The organism is Acidocella aminolytica 101 = DSM 11237 (genome assembly GCF_900129125.1).
In the GTDB taxonomy this organism is placed as follows: domain Bacteria; phylum Pseudomonadota; class Alphaproteobacteria; order Acetobacterales; family Acetobacteraceae; genus Acidocella; species Acidocella aminolytica.
The window spans coordinates 169,218-195,204 of the sequence record NZ_FQVJ01000003.1 but is presented as its reverse complement, the minus strand read 5'-3'; the positions used below and the strand labels follow the sequence as shown (position 1 = coordinate 195,204).

Annotated in this window: 20 protein-coding genes; 11 read left to right on the top strand and 9 right to left on the bottom strand. The window is 55.9% G+C overall.

The window, feature by feature from the left end:
- Window positions 1-7: 7 nt before the first annotated feature.
- Both BUB54_RS03025 and BUB54_RS03020 read right to left on the bottom strand, forming a co-directional pair.
- Entirely contained in the window at window positions 8-358 is a 351-nt protein-coding gene (locus BUB54_RS03025; RefSeq protein ID WP_073211217.1) for a hypothetical protein, read from the bottom strand.
- Between the two features lie 20 nt (window positions 359-378).
- The gene (locus BUB54_RS03020) at window positions 379-753 is read right to left on the bottom strand and encodes a hypothetical protein (RefSeq protein WP_073211214.1); all 375 of its coding nucleotides are present in this window, start codon (window positions 751-753) and stop codon (window positions 379-381) included.
- Between the two features lie 1,376 nt (window positions 754-2,129).
- On the opposite strand from BUB54_RS03020, the gene BUB54_RS03010 reads away from it, so the two are divergent.
- From BUB54_RS03010 to BUB54_RS02985, 5 genes are all read left to right on the top strand, one after another.
- Window positions 2,130-2,774: a tyrosine-type recombinase/integrase gene (locus BUB54_RS03010; protein WP_241869324.1), complete on the top strand. Its 645-nt coding sequence runs from the start codon at window positions 2,130-2,132 to the stop codon at window positions 2,772-2,774.
- A 124-nt stretch (window positions 2,775-2,898) separates the two neighbouring features.
- Complete coding sequence (locus BUB54_RS03005) at window positions 2,899-3,192, top strand: type II toxin-antitoxin system TacA family antitoxin (protein WP_048877955.1); 294 nt, start codon at window positions 2,899-2,901, stop codon at window positions 3,190-3,192.
- Between the two features lie 59 nt (window positions 3,193-3,251).
- Complete coding sequence (locus BUB54_RS03000) at window positions 3,252-3,680, top strand: GNAT family N-acetyltransferase (RefSeq protein WP_244890744.1); 429 nt, start codon at window positions 3,252-3,254, stop codon at window positions 3,678-3,680.
- Window positions 3,681-3,795: 115 nt separating this feature from the next.
- Window positions 3,796-4,131 (top strand): DUF2322 family protein, encoded by a 336-nt coding sequence (locus tag BUB54_RS02995; RefSeq protein WP_048877969.1) that lies wholly within the window; start codon window positions 3,796-3,798, stop codon window positions 4,129-4,131.
- 444 nt (window positions 4,132-4,575) lie between these two features.
- Window positions 4,576-9,474, top strand: coding sequence for an ATP-binding protein (locus BUB54_RS02985; protein WP_048877952.1), 4,899 nt, complete (start codon window positions 4,576-4,578; stop codon window positions 9,472-9,474).
- Window positions 9,475-9,547: 73 nt separating this feature from the next.
- Here BUB54_RS02985 and BUB54_RS21755 read toward each other — a convergent pair whose 3' ends face one another.
- Window positions 9,548-10,015 carry a LysR family transcriptional regulator gene (locus BUB54_RS21755; RefSeq protein WP_073211209.1) on the bottom strand — a complete coding sequence of 156 codons (468 nt, stop codon included), beginning with the start codon at window positions 10,013-10,015 and terminating at the stop codon, window positions 9,548-9,550.
- A 296-nt stretch (window positions 10,016-10,311) separates the two neighbouring features.
- On the opposite strand from BUB54_RS21755, the gene BUB54_RS02970 reads away from it, so the two are divergent.
- The gene (locus BUB54_RS02970; protein WP_048877950.1) at window positions 10,312-11,289 is read left to right on the top strand and encodes a D-2-hydroxyacid dehydrogenase family protein; all 978 of its coding nucleotides are present in this window, start codon (window positions 10,312-10,314) and stop codon (window positions 11,287-11,289) included.
- Window positions 11,290-12,067: 778 nt separating this feature from the next.
- On the opposite strand, the gene BUB54_RS02960 is transcribed toward BUB54_RS02970, so the two are convergent.
- Together BUB54_RS02960 and BUB54_RS02955 are read right to left on the bottom strand one after the other, a co-directional pair.
- On the bottom strand, window positions 12,068-12,676 hold the full coding sequence (locus tag BUB54_RS02960; protein ID WP_048877949.1) for an NAD(P)-dependent oxidoreductase: 609 nt from the start codon (window positions 12,674-12,676) through the stop codon (window positions 12,068-12,070).
- 25 nt (window positions 12,677-12,701) lie between these two features.
- Window positions 12,702-13,358, bottom strand: coding sequence for a protein disulfide-isomerase (locus BUB54_RS02955; RefSeq protein WP_048877948.1), 657 nt, complete (start codon window positions 13,356-13,358; stop codon window positions 12,702-12,704).
- An 89-nt stretch (window positions 13,359-13,447) separates the two neighbouring features.
- On the opposite strand from BUB54_RS02955, the gene BUB54_RS02950 reads away from it, so the two are divergent.
- Entirely contained in the window at window positions 13,448-14,338 is an 891-nt protein-coding gene (locus BUB54_RS02950) for a LysR family transcriptional regulator (RefSeq protein ID WP_244890743.1), read from the top strand.
- 403 nt (window positions 14,339-14,741) lie between these two features.
- On the opposite strand, the gene BUB54_RS02945 is transcribed toward BUB54_RS02950, so the two are convergent.
- Complete coding sequence (locus BUB54_RS02945; RefSeq protein WP_048877947.1) at window positions 14,742-15,602, bottom strand: DMT family transporter; 861 nt, start codon at window positions 15,600-15,602, stop codon at window positions 14,742-14,744.
- A 108-nt stretch (window positions 15,603-15,710) separates the two neighbouring features.
- Between BUB54_RS02945 and BUB54_RS02940 the strand changes: the two genes are divergently transcribed.
- The gene (locus BUB54_RS02940; RefSeq protein WP_048877946.1) at window positions 15,711-17,093 is read left to right on the top strand and encodes an aminotransferase-like domain-containing protein; all 1,383 of its coding nucleotides are present in this window, start codon (window positions 15,711-15,713) and stop codon (window positions 17,091-17,093) included.
- Window positions 17,094-17,517: 424 nt separating this feature from the next.
- On the opposite strand, the gene BUB54_RS02935 is transcribed toward BUB54_RS02940, so the two are convergent.
- Together BUB54_RS02935 and BUB54_RS02930 are read right to left on the bottom strand one after the other, a co-directional pair.
- A complete protein-coding gene (locus BUB54_RS02935) occupies window positions 17,518-18,384 on the bottom strand; it encodes a pyridoxamine 5'-phosphate oxidase family protein (RefSeq protein WP_052948309.1) in 867 nt (288 codons plus the stop codon).
- A gap of 43 nt (window positions 18,385-18,427) precedes the next feature.
- Window positions 18,428-19,045, bottom strand: coding sequence for a glutathione S-transferase family protein (locus tag BUB54_RS02930; RefSeq protein ID WP_052948311.1), 618 nt, complete (start codon window positions 19,043-19,045; stop codon window positions 18,428-18,430).
- A 118-nt stretch (window positions 19,046-19,163) separates the two neighbouring features.
- Between BUB54_RS02930 and BUB54_RS02925 the strand changes: the two genes are divergently transcribed.
- The 3 genes from BUB54_RS02925 (at window position 19,164) to BUB54_RS02915 (ending at window position 22,359) form a co-directional block, all read left to right on the top strand.
- Window positions 19,164-20,066, top strand: a complete 903-nt coding sequence (locus BUB54_RS02925) for a LysR family transcriptional regulator (RefSeq protein WP_048877944.1) — start codon at window positions 19,164-19,166, stop codon at window positions 20,064-20,066.
- Window positions 20,067-20,740: 674 nt separating this feature from the next.
- Complete coding sequence (locus BUB54_RS02920; RefSeq protein WP_048877943.1) at window positions 20,741-21,379, top strand: hypothetical protein; 639 nt, start codon at window positions 20,741-20,743, stop codon at window positions 21,377-21,379.
- Window positions 21,380-21,708: 329 nt separating this feature from the next.
- Window positions 21,709-22,359, top strand: a complete 651-nt coding sequence (locus BUB54_RS02915; protein ID WP_048877942.1) for a cytochrome b/b6 domain-containing protein — start codon at window positions 21,709-21,711, stop codon at window positions 22,357-22,359.
- 794 nt (window positions 22,360-23,153) lie between these two features.
- Here BUB54_RS02915 and BUB54_RS02905 read toward each other — a convergent pair.
- A complete protein-coding gene (locus BUB54_RS02905) occupies window positions 23,154-25,673 on the bottom strand; it encodes a cation-translocating P-type ATPase (RefSeq protein ID WP_048877940.1) in 2,520 nt (839 codons plus the stop codon).
- Between the last annotated feature and the right edge of the window lie 314 nt (window positions 25,674-25,987).

The window sequence follows — 25,987 nt, the reverse complement described above, 5'->3', positions numbered from 1 at the left end:
GTCGCTTTTAATCGGCATATTCAAGCTCAATGCTGTTGCCTTGAGTATGGATGCGCAGCACCGGGCGGATGGGCGTATCACCGATGCGGAAAAACAAATAGTCGGGGAGGTTTGCGGGCTGCGTCATCTCGATGATCGCGCCGCCGGGGCGTAATTCCAGGACGACGCAGTCAATTTGCCGCAGTTCTGTGTCAGCGTAGACGAGTTGGCCACTGAGGATGACGCGTTGACTTTGTCCCAATTGGGAAGCAGCCGGGGCGAGGCCATTCGTGTGGGGGGCGGACTGACGCTCCCGTTCTGGTTTAGCCGGGGATGGTGGGCGGTCATTGAACAGGAAATGGAAGGGGTCTTGGGTCATGGCAAGATTCCAATGGGCTGTCAGTCGCCGTTGATCTGGCTGCCGGCGATCCAGCTCTTGCCCGTGGCAGGATCTGAGCCGGTCTGCGCACCAGATCGATAATATTGACGATAGGCGGTCAGATATTGTTCCGCCGCGGCTTTGGCGTCTTCGGCCAAGGAGAATTCTCTGACCCCCTCCCCGGAAGGGTTGAGCATCAGGCCCCAGGCCGTTGGCGCGGCGCCGTCCATAATAAGGGGGACCATCGCAACCCAGGGACGGCCATCACTGGGACGGCTGACCTCAGCCTCACCAACGCAAATGAAGCAATGGTCGGTGCGTTGTTCCCATATATATAAGTGATCCATCTCGCTCGAAGCGTGAGGAGAAGTTAGCGCAAGCGCTGGCTTGGTCATGGTTTATCTCCAACGTCTCGCCTGACATCAGGGCGAGCGCCTTCAACGACGTGAATCATCACGAAGTCGGTTTGATCGTACTTATGGAAAAGCCCGCATACCTGACCAAAGCGGTCAGAGTAGGCTGAACATGGCGGACGCGGTGCTTAGCGCGACCGAGCGTGAATCATCGGAGCTTGCTGGAAGTGATGGCTGGCATCGTGCGGCCTCCCGAGATAGCTCGTCTGCGGTGCGCCCCCGCTGACAGCTAAATCCATGAACCCTGATCGGGGAGTTGGAAAACCGAGCATACCCGGTCCCATGGACCTTTAGTTCGGAGAACCTGGACATACGCCCACAGCTCCCCGACCAACTGGTCAAAAGGATTCCGGCACCCTGACGAGAATGCCCACCGGTATGCTAGGGGTTTCCACGCCCCAGAGCCGCGCGTACGGCTCCACCATAATCATAACACGGCTTTGAAATCGGTGGAAATAGGGAAATGACCCCGACACGCCGACAGGCCGTGGCACCCGTGGTGAACCGGTTCGCGTCCCTTCTGGTAATAATGGATTGGTGCCGCGAGAGGAGGCTTACATCCCAAAGCACGGCCATGGGGCAAAACAGCGCGCGATCCCGATCCGCCAGTTGGCGTATTTGCGGGGAGAGTTCTGTCTCAGCACCCCGGCCTATCGGATTAAAAGGCACGTCTCTTGGTTGGCTGGCCGCGGTGGTCACTATAATAAAGGCAGGATGATGACGCAAAAGGCGGGCTTTACGCATTGGCCTGCAGTAACCATCCTCCGTACGGGCCCGTTGTTGGCGCGTTGCACGATAACGCCGGCCACCGCGCAATCGCGGTAATCGACACCCTGCAGGTCGAGTTCCAATATCACCATCAAGTCTTCAAGTCGGACCATCCCTGCCTCTCTCGAGTCAGGGAAGATGGTACCGATGGCGGCTCCGACCATTTTCCCGAGGCTCGCCCCGGCGGAATGGTCAGCGACAATCGCCAACTAAGGAATTTTCAATCTCCACTTTCAGGCAGAATTGCAGGACCAATGACAGGGCCAACGATAGTGGACTGTGCCCGTTCAGGTCGTCCAGCCGCTCTGGCGGTCACGTCCGAATCGGACGCTCCTCAGCGGCAGTGCAATGGCCGGATTGGGGGGGACGTGCAACACGGTCGATCAGTTGAGGCGCACGTCCCCCCTCAGGTGCTCGCAGGCACAGGGGGCAAAAGGCTGCTCTTAACCAACCGGCCCGATACGGATCATGATGCACCCTGATCCGCCGTCAAACAGGTACAGGGGAGCAGCCAGTCAGCTCACGGCCCGTTATCAGGGCGAACGGTTTTGTTCCGGAATACCTAAATCCCCTATTGGCCACATCGGCCAATGGAGGAAACAATGGGACATTCAGAATATGACCCAGGCGTAGCCGGCAAGCACGCCTGGAATGCCGGCCGGAAACTCGGTGCCAAACGGGCGTTCAAACATCAACAAGTCTGGGCCATTCGGTTCTGGCTTGACCACCAAAATCGGCTACGGGACCGGGCACTGTTCGATCTCGCGATCGACAGCAAACTGCGCGGCTGTGATATCGTGAAGATCAAAATCTGTGACATCGTGAGTGGGGGACGGATCAAAACGCGGGCTATTGTCGTACAGCAAAAAACCGGCCGCCCCGTCCAATTTGAACTATTGGAGCCCGCCCGTAACAGCATCCTGGCCTGGCTGGAGTGTCGCGGTGGGACGCTCGACGATTTTGTGTTTCCGAGCAGGTTGGATCATGCCGATCACATCAGCACCCGGCAGTATGCGAGGCTCGTGGATGAGTGGGTTGCGGGCATAGGTCTCCGGCGTGAGGATTATGGTACCCATTCCCTGCGGCGGACCAAGGCATCAATCATCTATAAGCAAACCGGAAATCTGCGCGCCGTGCAGATCCTGCTCGGACACACTAAAATAGAGAGCACTGTCAGGTATTTGGGCGTGGATATAGAAGACGCGTTGCTCCTGGCCGAGGGGACGGAAGTTTAGGCACGGCGTGACGTTGTTGAAGGCTAGCCATGCGCTCAAATCCGATAGTTGCATGGCGGCCCTCGCGAGTTGTAGTGACAATGACACTACGCATATGCTAAAAGGCCAACATTGGAGATATACTATGCCCACGGCAGCCTCGGCGCATTCCGCCAAAAGGGACACACTGAACCTCCGGATCAAGCCGGAGGAACGGAACTTAATTGACCGCGCAGCCAAGCTTCGGGGGAAGAACCGCACGGATTTCGTGCTGGATGCAGCGCGCATCGCCGCCGAGGACGCCTTGCTCGACCAGACTGTAATCAGGGCCGAATCGGGAGCCTATGCCGCCTTCATCGCCCGGCTTGACGCGCCGCCTCAGCCCAATGAGCGCCTGCGCAAGACCATGCAAAGCCCGCTTCCTTGGAAAGCCGAGTGACCCTCCGAGCGCCGGAGCCACTTACTGCACAACATGATGTCACTGCATTCCAATCTGGCGTGGAGACGCTGGATCGGTGGCTGAAGCAGCGCGCTCTGAAAAACCAGATCAGCGGAGTATCAAGGAATTTCGTCGTCTGTGATGGCAACCGTGTCGTGGCCTATTACGCTCTGGCTTCCGGAGCCGTGGCCGTCGAAGCAGCCTCCGGCCGCTTCAAACGGAACATGCCAGATCCCATTCCCGTTGTGGTGCTGGGCCGGTTGGCCGTTGACCAGGTGTTGCACAGCAAGGGCCTTGGCCGAGCGTTGGTTCAAGATGCCGGCCGGCGTGTTTTGCAGGCCGCCAACGCCATAGGTATTCGGGGGATGCTTGTGCATGTGCTGACAGATGAAGCCAAAGCTTTCTATGAGCGGATCGGCTTCGATCCATCACCGCTTGACCAAATGATGCTGATGGCCACTCTGGCAGACCTGCAAGCCGCGCTGTAGACTCTGCGCCCAAGAAGGCCGTTGGCCGCCATTCTCCGCTCGCCTGATAGTAGACATCCGAAGAAGATGTTACATACCGGCTCGCATTAACTTAGGAATTCGAGAGTTGCTGGCAATGATTGAATCAGGTGCAACATTCAAGGATAATCTTCAGCAATTGCCGTCCATTGATGGCGTGCAACGCATCGACCTCGTAAACGGCATGGGCGCCGTGGTCGCCTGCATCGAGAATCAGCCGGGCAAGCAAGGTTCCCTGGCAGTCTACCATTACCTCAAGCAGGTCTTTGACACCCTGGACGCGAAAGCGGCCGAACACGGCTTGGTCGTGTTCGGCGAGCACACAGCCGATGCACGCTACCGCCCGGGCGCGCATCCAAATATCGACCGCCTACTTGCGATCGCCGCTGGCGACACTCCGCTGCGTATCGAAGTCATCGCCACCGGCCACTGACCTGGTTACCGTGCGCCCTTCCCGGTCGTCCTGCCCGCATGAGGGCATGCTCCGAATGCGACACTCATGGTCGCGCTACGGGTCGACCGGATTGGGGGGGAAAGCAGGAAACTGCCGAGTGTCCGCTCAGCGCCCATGTCCGCCATAGCCGGCTCCAAGCCCCGATCCTGATAGCGGACCATCCGGGCGGTCGCGCTAAAGTCCAGGTCGGGGGACAAAGCGGTCATAACGTGGCTGCCGGTCAACTGGTGGTTATCTGGTTAACATCGGTCATAACCCAATTTCCAGCAGCCCGTCTTTGATAAGACAGAACGGGCCGACAGTGAACTGTCTTGGAGTCATCCTGAAAGGCTGTTGCAGTCCAACCGCCCAGATGTCCTTATCCTGGAAACCGCTCCTGCTTCTGCTTTCCCAAACACGGCATTCCCGTTAGGGTTGCGAGCAATGTCAAAATCAAAGGCGAAACCTTTTCTAAAGGCGAAGACTCCGCGGACCTACGCTACCGGCGGAGGCAATGCTACCGCATTAGGCGTAAACTTCCAGCAAAGCTTGGGGGCTATCCTTGGCGCATGGATGCTAACCGAGACAACGGTCGATCAACGGCTGCGCCTTGGGGGCGCTAAAATCGTGGAGCTGCGCCTCGAAACCGAGGCGCCACTGGACGACGTTCTTGCCAAGACATCCGAAGGCGGTTTCATCTCGATGCAGGCAAAAAATAACCTATCATTGTCAAAAGTAATCACTAGCGAGTTCGGCAAAACGGTCGAACAAATCGTGCGGCAGTGGCGGCTTTGCCGTGATGGCAACGGGGACAAAGGCTGGAATCGACCGGTTGACACCATGCGGGACCGCTTCGTTATTGCCGTCGGCCCGGACTCGCCGGCAACAACTCGCCAGCATCTTATGCGGGGCCTTGAAGCCCGCCGACAGATAGGCCCCCCAATTCTTACCAAAGCGCAGGCAACCGCCCTGGGAAACTTTGACACTTGCGTAAAGCTCGCCTGGGGCACCGTAACCACCGAGACGATTACCGACGTAGTGATCCGGGAGATCGGGCTTCTCACCTTCGTCTACACTATTGATCCAGCAGGACATGATCGTGCCGCCATAATCGCTGCCCTTGGCTCTGCGGTCGCTAACGTGTCCGATGCCGCGAGCGTTCTCAACCTTTTGGAACGGGTTAGCGGAGACCTCATGGGCACGCGTGGCGGGATCGATTTGCCACATCTGAGGCAAGATTTGATCGGCCGCGGCGCCCCCCTCAGTCCTAGGCCAAGCTATCGCGACGACATCGCCGCCCTTCGGGCACACTCGACTCAGGTTGAAAGCACGCTACGCGCATACGAAGTCGTGGAAGCCGAAACCGGCAGCCCGGTGGGGATTGAACGTAATTGCCAAGCAGCGATCAACGCCGCGGCACTGACCGGCAATTTGCTCCTCATTGGCGAGCCAGGTGCAGGGAAGAGCGCAGTCATCAACGCCCTTGGCCGTGCTTTGAAAGCCAAGGGCCATGACGTAATCGAACTTGCGGTTGACCGTTTTTCGATTGAGTCCCTGGAGGGGCTATCAGCGGCACTTCGGCTTCGCCACAGTTTAGTGGAAGTGCTGGAGGCTTGGGACGGCCCAACATCTGGTTTCCTTATTATAGATGCCCTTGACGCAAGCCGCGGCGGCCCGGCAGAAGCGGCCTTCAAACGATTAATCGAAACCGTGATCGAACAAGCAGGCCGATGGACCGTGGTTGCCTCAATTCGAACATTCGATCTTAGTTTGGGCCGAAATTTTCAAGTTCTGTTTAAGGGCACGCCACCAGACATAACCCTTCGTGGCGGGGCTTTCCCGGCTGTCCGGCATATCAAAGTGCCGCCATGGTCCGATACGGAATTCGGTGAGCTTTTGGCACTATCGCCTCGGTTGGGGGCTGTGCTGAGTGGAAGCCCTGAGAAACTGCGTGAATTGGCAATGGTGCCTTTCAACACTCGGCTTTTAGCCGAACTCGTTGCCGGAGGGGCTGTTAGCGGCGATTTCAATAAGGTTGACTCACAAATTGCTCTATTGAACCTTTATTGGGAGCATCGAGTGGTTCGCCATGGAATGGCCGCGGAAGTTTGTCTGCGCGCTATCGTGACCGAGATGGTTGCGCGGCGGATCCTCCAAGCAACACGGCTCCAAGTCGCCGAGAAATTCCCTCAGATGCTCGATACACTCACGGGCGAAGGCGTTCTCGCTTTGACTAATCAAGATAGATCAGTGCAGTTTAGGCATCATCTATTTTTTGACTACGCTGCCAGCCGCGTGTTCCTTGACATCGAACAGATCGTGTCAGGCGAAGCGGTTTTTCCGAAGACAGATGGACTCGGTCTCGTTTTAGCTCCAGCAATGAGTTTCTTGTTGCGCGGCTTATGGGCTGAGGACACGCAACACGATCAATTCTGGTCTGCCGTTAGCCGATTGCTCGGCGCGCATGATTGTGATCCACTTATCCGAGCGGTCGCTGCCCGGATGGCTGCTGAGCTTCCCGTCCTGGCGACTGACATAATACCCTTTGGGCGAATGATCGCGTTGGGCGATGCTAACGCGCTCGCCGCCCTCGCCCATATTGTGGGTGCCGTCGCCGTTAGGCTCGAAGATGAGCCAACAGCTGCGCTTCCCCCTTGGGTAAGGCTTGCCCTTGAACTTTCATCGAACCCTGAACCAGTTGCGGCACTCCTTCGAATGCTGTGCTTCCTACTGGCTACACGTACCAAAGACGATTGCCTGCGGCGGGACCTTGGGGCCGCTGCACGCGCGCTGCTTCAATATGGTTTTACTCACGACGACTCGCGCTACATTGCTACTCCTGCAATCGACTTTGTTGCGGATACTATGTCAACCGACTGCCAAGCATCGGCGGCGTTGCTAGTTCAGATATTTTCCGACGCCCGGTTTGAGAAGTTTGGCTCACAAGAAGTTCCCGCGCTCGCTCGCAAGATTGCCCAGGTCGCGTTGGCAGATCCGGCATTTGCGGCGAGAGTATACCGAGAGGTTTACACCCTCGAAATCAAAGATACGCAGAAAACATCTATGGGAACGGGGAGAATTCTGAACCTTACCTCGAATACCAAACAGGATTTCGAATCGGCGCGTTGGTCGCTGGGAGAGTTTTTCCCGAAGTTCTTAGCACAAACGCCGGATCAGGCTGTTCGCGCGTTCATAGGAGCGATGGAAGGCTATGTGCTTCGCCGGCCCTATGTTTCTGACTTTCCCGTCATGCAACGTGTGGATGGCCTGGAAGGGGTGGTACTCCTCCAACCTGATCAAAGCTACATCTGGGCGCACGACGCGCGCCCTCAGTTTGCTCAGGATGGTGAAACGCTGCTTCTAAAGTTCGTGATCTTCCTTGAAAGCGGGCCAGAGCCATTAGTCCTCGAAGCGGCGCGTTATGTAATCCAAGAGGCTCGTCTTGGCGTGATCTGGTCCCGCTTATTTATGGCGGCGGCCAATCGAGGTGGTGCATTAGCCAAACTAGCTGTCCCGTACGCAAAGCGGGTCGAGTTCTTGTTGGCCACCGATACGCGAAAAGATGCCATTGATCTGATTGCCGCCTATTATGACCAATTTACCAATGAAGAACGCCAAAAGATTGAGACCGTGGCGATTAATGCGAGCTTTGAAGATTTTGTATGTTCGGAAGAGTCCAGGCAACGATTCTTACAGCGGCTATTTGGTACGATCGGACGTGATCGCCTAGCAACAGACGATGCGAGGGCCGTAGTTGAAACTGGCTCGTCAGGGGATGAAGCCAATCGCCGTATATTCGAGCTGACAGTCAGCACGATGACACCTTCAGAAAACTATTGGATGGATGAACAAACGCGATCAGATCCCACCACCACCCGCATGACGGAAATAATAAATGAAGTCAAAAAGGAGCTTCATTTAGAAACCAATGATCGTGATGAGTCCGATGACCTTGGCCGAGCAATGGCGGTTCTTGTGTCCCTGAAGGCCGAGATCGACGTGACGACCGCTACCGACGAAGCCTTGATGGACCGTGCCGAAGGTACTTTTCTACAAGGTGTCCATAAGCTCGTTAACAGTTCATTGATCTCGAGGGAGACGCCGGATCAAACAATCGAAACTATTCTGGATTGGATAGAGTTCGGCTGCACGACCTCTCAGCCTCGCGTTGATAATGATACAGAAACCAACTTTGAAAAATTTGCGTCCTGGGGATCGCCCTCCGCGCGGATCGAAGCGGCGGAATTGGCTCTTGATTTGACCTTAAAGCGCGCGGACGTTTACCCGCGCCTGCAACGAATAATTGATCAAATGCTGGTCGATCCGCACCCCGCGGTTCGAATGAATGCGGCAGTACGCCTAATTCGTATCTGGGACGTCGACCGGCCAGGGTTCTGGGCGAAGGCCGCAAACTTGATTGCCACTGAAGATAACCGTGCCGTCGTTGACAACTTTATCGTCCAAATTTTGAGCGCGGTTGTTTGGCATGGCGGTGAGCGTCAGGTCGCAGACTTGGTATTGCCGCTGCTCGACAGTCTTGAAGGGAATGACGACAGAAACAAAGCAATTCGTCCACACTTAATTCAAATGAACCTTCAATTCTGGATGAGGTTTGGTTTTGCTGATGCCAAAGCGCGGGTCGATGCTTGGGTCGCCAACCCAATCGACTGTGCAAATGAAGTCTGCGAAATGATCCGGTGGCTACGAAATGCCTGCACGGCTGGCCTGCGAGGAACAGAAGATTGCGAACTAGTGAAACAACGTTCCCAAGCGATTAGCTTGTTCACCGAAGTCGTGGAAAAAGCCGGGCAGGAGCTTGCAGCGTATGGTGATTTTAATAGCTTAAACGACGCTCAGATTGCTCGCGCGCAGAGTGCCATTCAAATCATCGATACCGCTTGCCAGCAGCTATATTTTAGTTCCGGTGCGTTTGTGAATCAAAATGTCCAGGACAACCAACCTGCAATGACCGCCGAAAATATGCGCACCTTCCTTGCAGAGATTACTTCAGTCCTTCGCACGATTGGTGAGCATAGTGGACCGCACACCGTCCATTATATGATCCAACTTCTGGAATATCTGATCGAAGCTAACCCGAAGGGCGTATTCGATTTAATCGCGTCCACTATACTGCGCGGTAATCGCGATCGGGGATATCAATTCGAGTTTCTTGGGGCCGACCTCGTGGTCAAACTAGTGGGACGGTATTTGGCTGACCACAAAGAAATTTTTGATGACCCACAGCGCCGGCTCGCGCTTATCGACATATTAGAAACGTTTGTCGCCGCTGGTTGGCCTGCCGTCAGACGACTGATATACCGCCTGCCCGAACTTCTAAAGTAGATCGCTTTTCCTGGTATAAGCTTGCTCTCGGTGGAATGAGAGTCCGCGTATCAGAAATAACTGCAAGAGCCTCTTACGGCAGTGATGGATGCTGCCATGCGTAGAAAGCCCGCCGGGGCGAGGCTGGAAGTTTTTCCAAAAGACCAGACATTTTCATGGGTGCGCTCAATTGTCGTGGTCTGGTCGTCACCCGCCGGTGCGTCCCTGGCTGCCAACGGCAGCTTATCTCATTTTCAGCTCCAAACCGGACTGTCAGCAATCGGAGAGTTCCTGCCGTTCCTTCGCCGACCTGCCGTGTTGCGGCAGCGGCGCGTTCTACCTCTTCAAGAATGCGCTGTGCGTATCCAAGCAGGGTTTGACCGGCTTCAGTCAGTTCCACACCACGCGGTTTGCGGATGAAAAGCTGAGCTCCAATTTCCTGTTCCAGCACCTTGATTTGCTGACTTAGCGGTGCCTGCTGTATCCCAAGCTGTGCGGCAGCGCGCGTGATATGACCCATCTTCGCAATCGTTACAAAGTATCGAAGTCGGCGCAGATCCATGCCATATATAGCGCATATGGATCGAGGAGCTTCAATATATTTGAAGGTATAATTCCGGGTGCCTATGTTGGAGGCATGTTGGCCCCACTACCCCTTGTTATCGACCTTCTAGAATGGATCGTCGCAGAGCCGCGCGATTATGTGGAAGTCATGGATGCATGGCGCACGAGCTGCCCACGCCTGCCCGTGTGGGAAGACACGGTAGATTTCGGGTTGGTAGAGCGGGTCGGGAGAGGACCGAAGACATTGGTTCAATTGACCGATGCGGGGCGTGATTTACTTACGCGGAATCGTTCATGAAAATAGCCATTCTCGATGACTGGTTCGACACCTTACGCACGCTGCCTTGCTTCGCAAAGCTCGCGGGTCACGTGGTGACTATCTACACGGATCATGTCGAGGATGAGGATGAATTAGCGAGGCGTTTAGCCGAAACAGAGGCTATCGTTCTGATCCGTGAGCGAACATCTATCCGTTCTAGCCTTGTCGATCGGCTGCCACGCTTGAGGCTTATCAGCCAGCGCAGTGTATATCCCCATATTGATATTGATGCTTGTACGCGAAATGGAGTTCTCGTCTGCTCCAATATGCACGCAGACACGCCCTCTTTTTCCACGGCTGAGCTGGCCTGGGCGCTCATTTTGGCGGCTGTCCGTAAGATTCCCGAAAATGCGGCGTCGCTACGCGCTGGCAAGTGGCAGGCCGCCGTTGGTCATACTCTGCGCGGCAAGACACTGGGCGTCTATGGGTTCGGGCGGATCGGCGCCGTCGTGGCCGGCTACGGCAAAGCCTTCGGAATGGACGTGCTGATCTGGGCCAGCGAGGAGTCGCGCAAAAAGGCGGTGGAAGCAGGGTATCAGGTGGCGGCCGGTAAGGATGCATTCTTCGCTGACAGCGACGTGCTCACGCTTCATATGCGCCTCTATCCGGCCACGCGTGCCATCGTCACCGCAGATGATTTGGCCCGCATGAAGACGTCCGCGCTGTTCGTCAACACAAGCCGCGCTGGTCTCGTAGAGAAAGGCGCTTTGGAAAAAGCCCTCCGATTGGGGAGACCGGGATCGGCGGCGGTGGATGTGTTTGAGAATGAGCCCGTGCGTGATCCGGCTCATCCTCTTCTCGATCTGTCGAACGTCACGGCAACGCCCCATATTGGCTACGTCACTTACGAGGAATGGGACCTGCAATTCACGGATGTATTTGACCAGATTTTTGCCTTCGATCAGGGGCATCCAATCCATATGGTTAATCCAGACGCATTTAACAGAAACTAGCGAAGCAGTTTCTGTTTGGAATGTCGGCTCATCTGAATTTGTGCTCTAAAGCTGACAGACCGCTTTCCCCCCAAGCCGGTCGACCCGTAGTGCGACCACGAGTGTCGCATTTGAAGCATGCCCTCATGCGGGCTGGACGACCGGGAAGGGCGCATACCATCCATCTTATATTTTGGACGGCCTGCAAAACAGATTGTCTGCTCGCTTCGTGACAAGGAAGAAAATTTGTTGCCATTGGCGGGCGCGAGTCGTACCGACAGGCGGCGATCCAAGTCTGGAATGGGCAAGCTCGGAAAGCGGTCCAAGGAATGGACGCCCCTCAGCCAGGGCTGACCAGCGGCAAAACTCGCAACGCGACCATTACTGGCTCATCAGTCAAAATACTTGTTTCCGTAGGCGGGTCGCTCGCCATAGAATTCGTATAGGGCCCCATGCCAGCATGGTTGGCCGACGCTTCCCAATTGCTTCAACTCCATCGGCGCGGACGGCGCGTCCTTGCATACAACACCCGAGTGATCCGATGTTATGTGGCCTGTGGTCTCGTTGAAGAAGTAAGAGAACGTGAACCCGCCATGGTCGCGGGCAAGTGGCATGATGATGTCATAAGAAACTATTGTCGAATGAATATTTTCCGTTGAGGGAAGTGCTGTCATTTCGATAAGGTTTTGGGAAAATATTATAAACCCTTAGAGAGAAGTCTTTATTTGTACGACTAAAGCAGCGCCACCTTCGAGGGCGACGCTGCGGGTAGGCGCGAGGGCGGAAATCGTTCGGGCTGTCAGTAGCCGACCGTGAACCTCTTTCGGACATGCCGAGGCTGCTCGATCTCGTCGGCTACCGCTATCGCATAGTCCTCAAATGAAATGCTGCTGCCGTTCTCGTTGGTGAGCAACTGATCCGTACCCAGACGGAAGTTGCCGGTGCGCTCACCCGCCGTGAACAGGGCGGAGGGCGAGAGAAACGTCCATTCGAGCTTGGCGTTACGGCGGAGTTTTTCGAGGAACACTGCGCCCCGCATTGCCTCGTCGCGATACTGAGCCGGGAAATTGGGAGTGTTGACCAATAGCTGACCGGGCGCGACCTCCAAACTCCCGGCTCCTCCGACCACAAAATACCGACGCACGCCCGCGCCCTCGACAGCGGCAATCAACTTGTCGGGATCGCTCGCCGTGAAATGGACCGAACTGATAACGACGTCGTGGCCCCGCAGGACCTCCATTAGCTTTGGCACGTCCGCAATATCGACAGCAGCCGTGGACACGCCGGTGGCGACGGGCACCCTGGACGGATCTCGGGCTATGGCCGTAACCTGGTGTCCTCTCTGAGACAGCTCGATCAAAACCCGCGAGCCAGCGTTGCCTGATGCGCCGATGAGTGCGATTTTCATTGGGATATCCTTTCGATTGATTAAATTAGGGCCTGCAAGACAGTTGCTCGACTGCGGCAAGTACCGCGTCGCGACCGGCGTAGAGCGTTTGCCCGCTGACGCCGTGGGTTTTCCCGCCGACCTGCACCAAGAGCTGCGGAACACCACCTCCCGGCAACTCGGCGGTGGCCGCCGCTATGCGGTCCTTCATCCGTGCCGCCAGTGCCTTATCGTTGCGGAGCATGTCGCCGAACGCGGCCTTGTCGAACGCAAACCCGGCAGCGGTCGCGACGGTCTCGGCGACCTGTACGACTTCCTCGACCCGCGAGGTATCGCGGCCTTTCACGTACCGGGCGATCTGAGCGATATTAAGGAAACGCGGCTCAAGGGCACGATCGATCTCACCGAGCGCAACGAGGGCTAGGGTGAGCGCCTCCGACGTGAATACCCCATCCGGCGCTTGCAGGACATTGCGATGGTACTCCTCGGTGAACGGCTGGCCGGTGAGCTGGCTGATCCGCTGATCATTGCGCCACGCGTAATCCGCGATTGCCGCAACAGGGCGGGGCTCGTGAAATAGCCCCACGGGCATCATGCACAACTGCCCGCCATGCCGCTCGGCCAGCGCGGCAAGCGCCTCAGCGCTTGCGTAGCACCACCCGCAAAGGGGATCGAAATAGTACCGCAATTCGAGATTGGACATCGGGGCATTCCTTTCGCAGCCAACTTAATGGTGCGCGGTTCGAAGATATATCTATCTATTTGCACTGTTCTGTTGCATAATTCGAGCGAATGATGGACCGGGTGATTGCTGCAAAAGTGTTTGTGGAAACCGTAGAACGCGCCAGCACCACGGCGGCCGCCGATGCGCTCGGCATGTCTCGCGCCATGGCCTCGCGCTACCTCAGCGCGTTGGAGGATTGGACCGGTACAAGGCTCCTGCACCGAACCACGCGGCGATTAAGCCTGACTTCCGCAGGAGAACGGGTGCTCGACCTGTCTCGTGAGATGGTCCGCGTTGCCAATGACATGTCGGCGGCGGCCGGGGAGGGGGATAGTCCGCATGGCTTGCTGCGGGTAGCCGCGCCGACGATTCTGGTCGAGGAACGCTTGGCGCCGCTACTTGCGCGTTTTCTGTGCCTGCATCCCAGGCTTTCGATTGACCTGCGGGCGTCGGACCGGCCAGTAGATTTGGTTGATGATCGAATCGATCTTGCGATCCGCATAGGTAGGCAACTGGACCCGAATTGCATCGCCCGGAAGCTTGGCGAGACCCGCTCGACTCTCTGCGCCTCGCCGAGTTACCTCGCTGAACGCGGGGTGCCCGCTCATCCTGACGACCTCTCGAGCCATAGCTGCCTGACCTACACGAATTTTGGCGCTGCCGAATGGCATCTGCATTCAGGCTCCGTGGCGGTAAAAGTGAAGGCCCTGGGCCCTTTCCGCACGAACGAGACGCTTGCTCTGCGCCGCGCTGTACTCTGCGGCGTCGGTATTGCCATGCTTCCGACCTTTGCTGTCGAAGGATTGATCGCCAGTAACGCACTTCAGGCGGTGTTGCCCGGCTGGGAACCGCAACCTCATCCTATTCATGTGCTTTACCTCTCCCGCGATCATTTGCCGGCCGCTGCACGAGCTTTGATTAAATACCTCGAAGAGGATATCGCGCTGCATAAATGTTGATAGCGTCTCACCGCAGCACGCCAGCCATGCCGGGATGTTGTTACGGGCGGGCTCCAATAGTTCAAATTGGGCCGAGCGGTCGGTCTTTTGCGGTATGATGAAGGCCAGCATTATGATCCGTCCGCCGCATACCATCTCGCCGATTTTGATCTTCACGATGTGACAGCCGCGCAGCTTTCTATCGAACGCAAGATTGAACAGAATCCTGTCCAATAGCCAATTTTGTTGGTGAAGCTAGAACTGAATAGCCCAGACTTGTTTGGCTTTAATATGCGTTTGGCGCTAAGCTTACGGTCCGCATTCCGTCGACGACGCTTTTGAAGCCAGGATCAAACTCTGCATTTTCAATTGCTTCCTCGTTTGGGCAATATCACCGATAAGAAAGTAGACTTGTCCGTATTGCTTATACGAACCGCTTAGCCCCTGCGACGCAGAGGACGATGAAGGCAATGGCAAACATCATAACGGGCGGAACGGTTTCATGCAGCACCAATGCAGAGGCGGCGAGGCCGAGTGCTGGTTGAAAGAGTTGGAGTTGCCCCACGGCCGCGATACCGCCCAAAGCGAGCCCCCGATACCAGAACACAAACCCGACAAGCATGCTGAAGACGGCGACATAGGCGAGGCCGGCCCAGGCACTGCCTGGCACATGTACCAGCGTGGTGGGTGCATTCAACCAGCACAGCATCAGCATTGGAGGAAGGGAAAGCACCAGCGCCCATGAGATCACCTGCCAACCACCCAGCTTCCGCGAGAGTTTTGCACCCTCCGCATAGCCCAGCCCGCACAGGAGGATTGCGGCCAGCATGAACTCCACGCCTTTCTGGGGCAAATCCCCGCCACGGTGCAATGCCACGCCGATCACGCAAGCGCTGCCCAGGCCGGCGAAGAGCCAGAACCCGCTGCGCGGCCGTTCCCCGCCGCGCAGCAAGCCGAATAACGCCGTGGCCAGGGGCAGGAGCCCTAAGAAAATCTGCGACTGAGCGGCGTTGATGTGCCGTAACGCCAACGCGCTGAGTAGCGGGAACCCAAGCACCACGCCAAATGCCACGACGGTGAGAGATAGAAGATCACACCGCTCTGGTCGCTTCTGCCGGAAGACGATCAACAAGAAGAGTGCCAATAATCCCGCCAGCGTGGCGCGCGCAACAGTGAGGAAAAGGGGATTGAACCCGGCTAGCGCTGCCCGCGTGGCAGGCATGGACCCGGCGAAAATAACTACACCAAGTGCACCGCATATCCAGCCGTCGATCGTCTTTTCCATAGCAAAGCCCCCAATTCAATATGATACTTGTGGCTGGATAGGGCTGGTGTCTCCAGACACAGGGGAGTACAATTTATCAGAACTGTACTCGGCGTTGAAGAGGTACACATGGCATCGCCGAATGGCAGTCTAGTTACACAACTTGTCAGGGAAATACGCGGGCGCATCGCCGCGCGGGAGCTGGCCCCTGGAACAAAACTTGCGTCGATCCGAGCTCAGGCTGCGGCACGTAGAGTCTCCAAAACCACTGTGGTGGAAGCCTATGATCGGCTAGCGGCGGAAGGGATTATCGAATCTCGGCGTGGCGCAGGCTTTTATGTCGCCGGCCATCCGCCGCCGTTCACCCTCGCGGAAGCTGGCCCAAGGCTGGACCGTGAGGTGGATCCACTTTGGGTTTCTCGACAATCGCTGGAGATGCCTGAGGATGCGCTGAAACCCGGTTGCGGTTGGTTGCCACCTTCCTGGTTGCCGGAGGCTGCTTTACGCCGCGCTTTGCGCACCGTCGCAAGGGGAAGTGCTGGCGCCCTGATCGATTATGGCAGCCCGCCCGGCTTGGCGAAGCTGAGGGAGCATCTTGCCAGACGATTGAATGGTTTCGGTGTCCCGACCGCGCCGAGGCAGATTCTCCTCACCGATTCCGGTACCCAGGCGGTCGATCTGCTTTGCCGCTTCATGCTGGAACCTGGCGACGCTGTGCTGGTGGACGATCCGTGTTATTTCAACTTCCGCGCCTTGTTGCGCGCGCACCGGGCAAGGGTGGTCAGCGTGCCCTATACTCCAACGGGACCGGACATCGCCGCCTTCGCCCAAGTGTTAGAAAAGCACAAGCCACGCCTCTACATCACCAATTGTGGCGTTCATAACCCAACGGGCGCTTATCTCTCACCGGTCACCGCACACCGGGTATTGAAATTGGCTGAGCAACACGGGGTAACCATCATCGAGGACGACATCTTCGCGGATTTCGAAGCCGAGCCCTCGGCGCGCCTCGCCGCCTTCGACGGACTGGAACGCGTGGTACAGATCGGTAGCTTTTCCAAAACGGTTTCGGCCTCGCTGCGCTGCGGCTACATTGCTGCAAAGACGGACTGGATCGAGGGGCTGACCAATCTGAAAATCGCCTGTACTTTTTCCAGCGGGCAGCTCTCAGCTGAATTGTTGCTGGCGGTGTTGCAGGATGGTTCCAGCCGTAGGCATGTTGAAACTTTACGCGCGAGGCTGGCTGACGCGATGAGCCAAGCCAATACCCGGCTTCGTGGGGTTGGGCTGGTACCCTGGGTAATGCCGCGCGCGGGTATGTACTTATGGTGTGAGCTGCCGGAAGGGCTTGACGCAGCAGATATCGCACGTCACGCACTGGAAGAGAACATCGTACTGGCACCGGGGAATGTATTCAGCCCAGCACAAACTGCAGGACGGTTCTTGCGGTTTAACGTTGCTCAGTGTGCCAATTTACGGATATTTGAGTTTCTTCAAAGGGCTGTCAGGTGACGGGCCACAAGTCGCTATAAGTCGACGCCGTTGCCTCGTTGTTCCCTGGATTTAAGGGGCGCTTCTCTATACCGGGGTAGAGAGAATTCCACCTGGGCGCCAGACAATGGCAGCTTATCTCATGTCCTGCCACGAAACGGCCAAAATGCGTACGTCCCCAACCGGCCTGCTGCAGCATAAACGACGTGCCGCGTACGATTGAACACAAAACGGTTAGGAGATCGCTGGCTTCGCGCCTTTAGAAATTCAAACTGAGAAGACCGTATTCGCTCGTATTTTTATCAAACGCAATTTGTTCAACATATATTGGCTTTTCGGGGGGGCTGACTTGATGTTGTATCTCGGCGCTATGCTGCATGACTGTGGCCGTCATTGAGAACGACACAGGAAAGAAGTGCAGCCCGGACACGAACGCTACTTAGCCTTACGGCCAGAACGGCGAAGCTTCTCCCGGCGCAAGGCGTAACGGTAAGGCACCACGCAGCCAATGGCCCTGCGTCATTCGGAACCGCCAAAAGCTCTCTGCCGCTGGAAGGGGGGGCGCTGAACCATCTTCCACCAGCCAAGCTGCACCTGTTAATTGTAGTACGTCGCCAGTTTGGAAATCCGGAAACAGCAGCCCTGCGTGAGGGTTTATTAGGATGTTTCCCAGGGTGTTGAAGAAGAAGTTGCCCGTGTAATCGGGAATTGTCAGCACACCTTCCGGATCTAGCTGGATGAAGCCGGGCGGCCCGCCACGGTGTGACACGTCTGGCAACGTATCGCCGCCCGTGGAAGACGCGACAAAAAAAGTGGTCGCACCGGAGATCAGGCGCTGCGCTGAAGCGTCCAAGACCGCGAGCGGCTCGCGCTTCACAGGCGCTTTGGGCAAGAATGCCAGGTAATCCCGCCTTTCAATATATTTTGGACAATTTCCAAAACTCTCTTCCACCTGAAATGTGAAACCTTCGGCACCTTGGGCAATGACACGCCCATTCGCGCGGTTGCGCCTGCGCGTGGGCAATTCGATGCCCAGGACCCCCATAGGTAATCCCGCCTTCAGAGCTGCCGCCAAAGCGTCACCCTCCACGGGAGAGCTCGCCACAATCAAGGTTTTCGGGTTTGGACTAGTAACGAAGCCAGGTGAACCGGAGAGCAACGAGGCCCAGACACCTCCGTCCCTGTCTTCGTACCCGGCCAGAATGAAGGGCAGTTGTGCAAAAAAGTTCCGGTGCTGCTCCGGCATTGCACGACGGATGGCGCGCGGCCCAACTTCGGCCATTCTTTCGGCCACGCCGACGCGCGCATGCATTGCTCGTTCTCCGGCATGCCAGGTTGTATCCATGCTGACTTACTTAGCCGGCTGCGGGCATGGCCAGAAAGCGGGGCAGGGCCTCGACACGCTGTAGCCACGATTGCACGTTCGGATAAGGCTCCAGCGCTATATCGCCTTCTGGTGCTTTGGCCACATAGCTGTATACCGCAACGTCGGCGAGATTCGCGGTCGAGCCTGTAAGGAACGGTGTCTCTGATAATGATTGCTCCAACCGCACCAGTAGCTGCCCTGCCTCATCTATGGCGCGGACATAGTCGTGCGGATAGCCAAAGACCTTTACCAGCCGTGCCTTGCATGGCCCGTTGAACACAGGCCCCTGTGCGATCGAGAGCCAGCGCTGCACCTGAGCGGCCGCCAGCGGGTCCTCCGGGAGCCAAGCCCGGGCGGGATCGTATTTCAAGGCGAGATACACGATGATGGCGACGGAATCTGCAATGATCTCCGAGCCGTCCCGTAGCACTGGGACGGTACCAAATAGGTTGAGCTTGCGGAACGCCGGCCTATCTTGTTCCCCGCTAGCGAGATCGATCGGATGAAATTCGTAGGGCAGGCCGAGAAGGCTCAGCATCAGCTCTGCGCGGTGCGAATGCCCGGACAGTTTAACCCCGTACAAGGTCATGGCTGGTTCGGATGTCATTTTTATCTCCTGGTGGCCTGCTACGGCCGGAATCGGCATCCCAACATATAGGGCATTGCCTGGATTGCTATAATTGAGAGAAACAGCCATTCTTTGATGTTAAAAACGGGATAATCTCATGGACCGGCTGGGCAGTCTGAGTATTTTTATCGCTGTCGCAGAACAAGGCAGCTTCATTGGCGCCAGCCGAAAGCTCGAGCGCTCGCCGACTGCAGTGAGCCGCGCCGTAGCGGCGCTGGAGGATGAATGGGGTGTACAACTATTTACCCGCACAACTCGCGCCAATGCCTTGACCAAGGCCGGAGAGACCTATCTGGAGCAGGCACGCCGCGTCATCGCTGAATATGACGGACTGAGAGACGCCGTCTCCCTGCAAGGCGATCCCTCCGGGCTGATTACCATCACTGCGCCAGAGATGTTCGGGCGAATGCATGTATTACCACTCGTACAGGATTTCATGGCCACGAATCCCCGCGTGGAAATCTCGTTGCTCCTGCTGAACCGGCTCGTCTCTTTTATTGACGAGGGGGTCGATCTTGGTTTCCGTATCGCAAACTTGGCTGATTCCAGTTTACGAGCCATCCGACTTGGAGAGGTGCGTCAAGTTCTATGTGCTAGTCCCGATTATCTGGCCAAGGCTGGTATACCAGCCCATCCAGGTGATCTAGCCGGACATCGGACCATTGTAACAACGGGCTCCCGGCTTCTCCCCGCCCACTGGCGCTTTTGGTTCGGGCAGAGTGAACGGAACGTGCAAGTCAAACCGCAGATGGCGGTGAACTCGGTACAGGCAGCGCTTGAAGCGGCGGTCCGCGGGGGCGGGATTGTCCGAGCTCTGTCATATCAAGTGGCGCCGCTGGAGGCCACCGGAGCGCTACGGCGCTTACTTGCCACGTACGAGCTGCCGCCCGTTCCTGTCCAGCTTGTGTATCCTGCCGGACGGCATCTGCCGCCGCGCACGCGCTTGTTCATTGACCACACCGTCGGGAAGCTCCGGCAACAACTCCTCGAAACGGGATGATTGGCGAAAATCGACCTCATAATATGACCAACGGTGGGGGCGGGTGAACAAATCTACCTCTGGGGCGAACGGCTTCTTCGGAATGCCTAAATCCTCCATTGGCCGACGTGGCCAATGGAGGATTGCAATGGGACATTTATAACCGGCTGCCCTGTTCAATTTGAACTATTGGAGCCCACCCGTAACAACGCCCTGACTTGGCTAGAGTGCCGCAGTGGAAGGCTCAATGATTTTAAATCTCGAAAATCTCTATCAGGCGGAAAAGACCGGTTTCAGACCATTAAGCTGGGCCAGGGAATGGTGCGGAAAGCGCAAAAGGGCGCGTCTATATCGCGGCATGCATATCTGCCAAAGTGGCCATCAGCATCATCGGACCAAGTGATGACGGATAAAAACTACCCCGCTCATCCATGAGCCGTGCATACTGCCTAGTGCTGATGCGGCCAGCATGATTCAACCTGTTAGGAAACACAAGGCTTTCGGAAATCGGGCATTACCTCCTGGATCGCGCATCTGAGGTACTTCCATGGCCAAGTAGAGGGGAGGTGTATGATGGGCAGCACGCATAGAAAAATCTTCTAAATGCAGAAAATTTCATAAAAAACAACAAACCATAATGGTACGGAAATGGTAACTGTGTCGCTGGCTTTAAACTCTTAAAAAAGGAGTGACAAATGCCGGAGGGAACAGGGTTTGCGATAACGACGACTGAGCTTGATATTGACAGCGGAGAGTGTGTCCTTGAACTCACTTGGCATCCCGACCCTGCAGGGGGCGAGCAGGATGTTCTTCTGCTGATCGAGCAAATCGGTGAGCAGCCAGTTGCAGGTCTTGTTCTTAGCCTCGAATACGTCTTCCTCGGAACAAATCAGTCCGAAGTGCAATCGATTCAGACCTATATAGGCGTGCTGGCAGGGGAGATTAATAGGCTAGGCATTCGATTTATTGCCAATACGAGGAAGAGACTCCGTGTCACGTTATTGCGAATATTTAAATCTACCATAGAATATATCGAATGTTCGCAGTGCAAAAAGTTAGTCAAGGCATTGCTGGTCGCCGGTCTTTCAGCGATTGGTGTACACTTCTTGGGAGGTGTGGTTGTACTCAGTGGAACACTCAAGGCTCGGCTTGCAGGGTGGCTGAGTCATGGATATCCCGCGAATCTGCTCGCTAATCATGGGTTCATTTTAAGAATAATGAATTACCTCGGTAATGGTCTAGGTCAATTGAATACCGCCCTTCACCTAACCGATCAGATGGCCGAGCGCCTATTCACAGAAGTTTGTAGAGGGGTTGGTCTTTGCTCGACGTGAATTCGTTGAGCTCGTTGAGAAGGGATAATAGCGGTGTTGAACGACCGCCGCGAAGTCGTCGTCATCGGCCGGACGGACGAAGAGTTTAGTGAGCCAATAACCGCACGGGATTTCGGTCGGCAATACGTGGTAGATCGCGCGTTGCTTCCCATCGATTGTTGTCTGCAGCCTGAAGCATTCAAACTATATCGGTTGGTCCCTTGTCAGAACGATATCTGTCTCTGACCCACGCCACTCGCAAATAGTTTGACGCACATCAATGCACCGTCCGTAATCATATCTTAGCATTTCAATTAATACCGTATTTCATCGTATTTGAGGGAAATTTTATGTCATCGGGCAAACCTCAATCGAAGATTCAGGTCTGGGATCCTTTTGTCCGCTTCGGACATTGGGCAATCGTCGGTGCCTTCGCAATTTCCTATCTGACTGCTGAGGAAGAGGGTGATACTATCAGTGTCTTCCACGTATGGGGAGGCTATGTGATTGGCGTCATCCTCGTGATCAGGATCGTCTGGGGCTTTGTTGGCCCACGGTACGCCCGGTTTGTCGATTTCATCTACCGCCCGGTCACCGTACTGCGTTATCTGGTGTCTTTGGTACACGGCAACGCCAAGCGCTACGTTGGACACAGCCCGGCCGGTGGTGTGATGGTAGTTGCTTTGATGCTTAGTCTTTTAGGAACTATCAGTACTGGGCTGATCGTCTACGGCGCAGAGGGGAAAGGGCCTTTGGCCCAGTCTCCGGGGCTACTGATGCAGCAGGCTTATGCCGATAATGACGAGGAATATACCAACTCACGTCAAACCTCCTCGGCAGCCGACGAAGAAGAAATTATTGAGGAGTTGCATGAACTTCTTGCCAATTTAACTCTGGCTTTGATCGGCCTACATGTGATTGGTGTGGGTATTTCTAGTTTTGTTCACAAGGAAAACCTTGTTCGTTCAATGGTGACCGGCCTCAAGAGACCTCCTGAGTGAACCTTTCGTACATTTGTGCATGATGGGTTTCTTTTGCTCAAACATTGCTTTTGAAAAGCTAGTTTGGTGCCGTCACTGGTCGTGAATGAGACGCTTTCTCCTGCAAAACTTGGCCATATTCACCGACTGAACGGTAATTTGTTTATGATCACTGTATAGCACTATTCGATGAGCTTCGCTGACCTTCGGGTGTTGAAAGCTGGGAACTTTGGACCGACTTTCGTTTAATCAAACTTCTTGAAAAAATGACAAAAGCGTGGGTTGGTTGGGGTGACTGGTAACGCTTGTCATCGCCTTCGGCGAGATATAATTTTGATTTTTATCAATATTTTTAGCGGGTTACCGGCGAAAATTACCTTGTACATTCACTCATAGCATCCGCCATGTTTTTGCTGCAAAGCCGACCAGAAATTGGCCTCTTCCGCGCTCTTTATACGATCGGGATCCAGAAATAGCTTCCCATGCCCATAAAATGCGAGACTTGATTATGATACTCAAATCCTCATTTAGCGCCGTTGCCATCGCCGGACTTTTGATTTTTAGCACCCAGACTGCGAAGGCCGACGATGACGGTTGGCAAGGGCCAAGCGTAATATTCAGTTTTGGAGGTCAGCCTGATTATCCACCCCCTCCGCCTCCGCCCGTTTATTATCAACCTCCTCCGGCCTATTATACGCCGCCCCCTGCCTATGCGGCACCACCCGGCTATTATGCAAACCCAGGTTATGTACGATGGCATTCTCATGAAGACGATGATGAAGGTGATGATGACTAGGCGAGATGCAATCAAGGCTCTATGGGCGGAATAATCCGCGCCAGATGGCTGCACTCGCCAGATTTAGAGCAAGGCTTGCTAAGCCTACGAGCATTGCAACAGAAACGTCCCCCATTTCCAAGGATGAGAAATCAAACAGACGACGGATTTGCGGCACCATAAGAGCAAGAACGAGAGCTCCGATCGCGATGACTGCAACAACAACCAGCGCCCGATTTGGTCTACGCAAAGCTATCAATATATCGCCTCCCAGAGCTTTATTGCTCAATACTAATCCGAGATTCCCGGTTACAAGTGTGATGAATGCCATGGTGCGGCCCGTATTTTGGCCATCCGTCCCATGAGCGCCAAGAAAAAAGACTAAGAGCGCTGCGATCAGCACCGTGGCGCCCTGAAGTAAGCCGCCGGCAAGCAAGCCAAGACTGAATAAGGCTGAGCCAGGCTTTCGTGGAGGACGCGACATGATAGTGCCGTCCTCCGCCTCTGCCTCAAAAACGATCGAAGAGGCCGGATCTATAATCATCTCCAGGAAAACGATATGCACCGGCCCCAGCACGAGCGGCCAACCAAACAGGACCGGAATCAGCGACATACCCGCGATGGGCACGTGCACCGCGAGAATGTAGGAGAAGGCTTTGCGCAAATTGGCATCGATCCGCCGCCCAAGGCGGATAGCTGCAACTAAGCTGGGAAAATCATCATCAAGCAGCACAAGAGACGCTGCCTCTCGTGCCACATCGGTACCACGCCCGCCCATGGCAACACCAATATGAGCCGCTTTCAGAGAAGGGGCGTCGTTTACACCGTCTCCCGTCATCGCCACCACCTCTCCATTGGCGGCGAAGGCTTGTACCAGACGCAGCTTTTGCTCGGGTAGAACGCGCGCGAAGATCCGCGTATGTGTTACTGTGGCGCGCAGGGCAGTATCGTCTAACTCTGCCATTTCCGCGCCGGTGAGCACGTGGCTGGTATCGATGCCGGCCTGACGAGCAATGGCAAGGGCTGTCACCGGATGGTCACCAGTGATCATCGCCACGCTGATGCCAGCCTCCCGGCATGCAGAAACAGCTTCCGGAACTCCCGGGCGTAGTGGGTCAACGAGGCCCGCCAAGCCAAGGAAGGTAAAATCAAAATCATGCTGGCTTTCTGGCCAGCCAGGTCCTGTATATAGGCCCTTTGCAACACCGAGCACGCGCAGCCCCTCGCCAGCCATCTTGGCAACCCCGCGCCGTACCATTTCCAACCCTTGTGCATCTAAGTGGCAAAGATCGGCGATCGCTTCCGGCGCACCTTTGGCTGCAATGATATGGGTGCCATCATCAGCGCCGTGCCATGCCTGTGACATCGCCAGCATCTCTGGCTGCAACGGGTAATCATGCGAGAGCACCCAGTCCGCATGCAAATGTTCCGTGTTGGCGAGCCCTTGTTGTCCCAGCCGGTGGACAGCTTGCTCCATGGGGTCGAATGACTCTGGACGGCTGGCCAGAATCGAGAATTCCACCAATTCATGAAAAGCCTCAGGCAGAGCGTCAGCGACTTGGCGTACATCCAGCACCTCTCCGCCCGCTGCCAAGCTGGCCACAGACATGCGGTTCTGCGTGAGCGTGCCGGTCTTGTCCGCGCAAAGCAGGGTCGCCGTGCCCAATGCCTCAATCGCGGCGGCATGACGCACCAGCACATGCTGGTGGGACATGCGCCACGCTCCAAGCACGAGGAAGATGGTAAGAACAAGCGGAAACTCCTGAGGTAACGTGGCCATGGCAAGGGTGATACCGGCCAGCACGGCCTGCAACCATTGCCCATGAAGCACGCCGTAGGCGATTGTTAGTAGCATCGAAGCGCCAATCCCGGCTATCGCAAATAGCCAGACCAGCCGACGCATCTGAACCTGTAGCGGGGGGGCCGCCGCCTCCACGATGCTAAGTGAGTGGCCGATTTTCCCGACTGCCGTCCGCGGCCCTGTAGCAGTGACACTTGCAATGCCACTCCCGGCCGTAATCAAGCAGCCCGCCCAAATAAGCGGCGAAGCTTCGCCGCCAAGTATAGCTTCCGAGTGCGACTGGGCCCGGGCTTGTTTACGGACCGGCACGGACTCGCCTGTCAGCAAAGCTTCATCCACTTGAAGTGAGTTTGCGCGCAACAAAACCGCATCGGCGGGTACGCGCTCACCTTCCATCACTTCAATGACATCGCCTACGACCAAGCTTCGTGCTGGCATACGCGCCTTGGTACCGTCGCGCCAAACCAGCGCCTGCGGGGCGGCCAACTCACGTAATGCCACCAGAGCGGTTTCCGTGCGCGCTTCCTGGACCACGACCATTGCGACGTTGAGGATAGCAAAGCCGAGCAAAATCAGCGCTTCAGCAAGATTGCCAAGCAGCATATAGATGATCCCTGCTGCCAAGAGCAATTGCAGCATCGGCTCCCGCACTGCATCCCAGACAATGCGCGGCAAGTGGCGCTGTTGATCCTGAGGCAATTCGTTCGGACCGTCCTGGTGCAGCCTTGCCTCAGCCTCGGCGGATGTCAGACCATGCATTCTCTTGGGGCCCGAGCTAATAAATGCCCAGGGTATATTAGCTCTAATACCAAGGGTCTGTGGCGTCCGGTCTGTATGAAAAGATAGATGACCGCATGAAAGACTGTCTTGACGGGGCCAATGCTCACGATGAGTGGTCGGACCAGAAGCGTAGCTATATGCTCCAATGTACCCTTGATACCTGTTGGACTGGTGCCCCGCTCCAGTGCCAAAGCGACTCGACCATAAGAGCTGGGCTTTCGCCAATCTAAAGCATACCTCAGAGCCACTTGGCACCACCCAAAGGTAATGAGCATTCGGTGACTGAAATATAC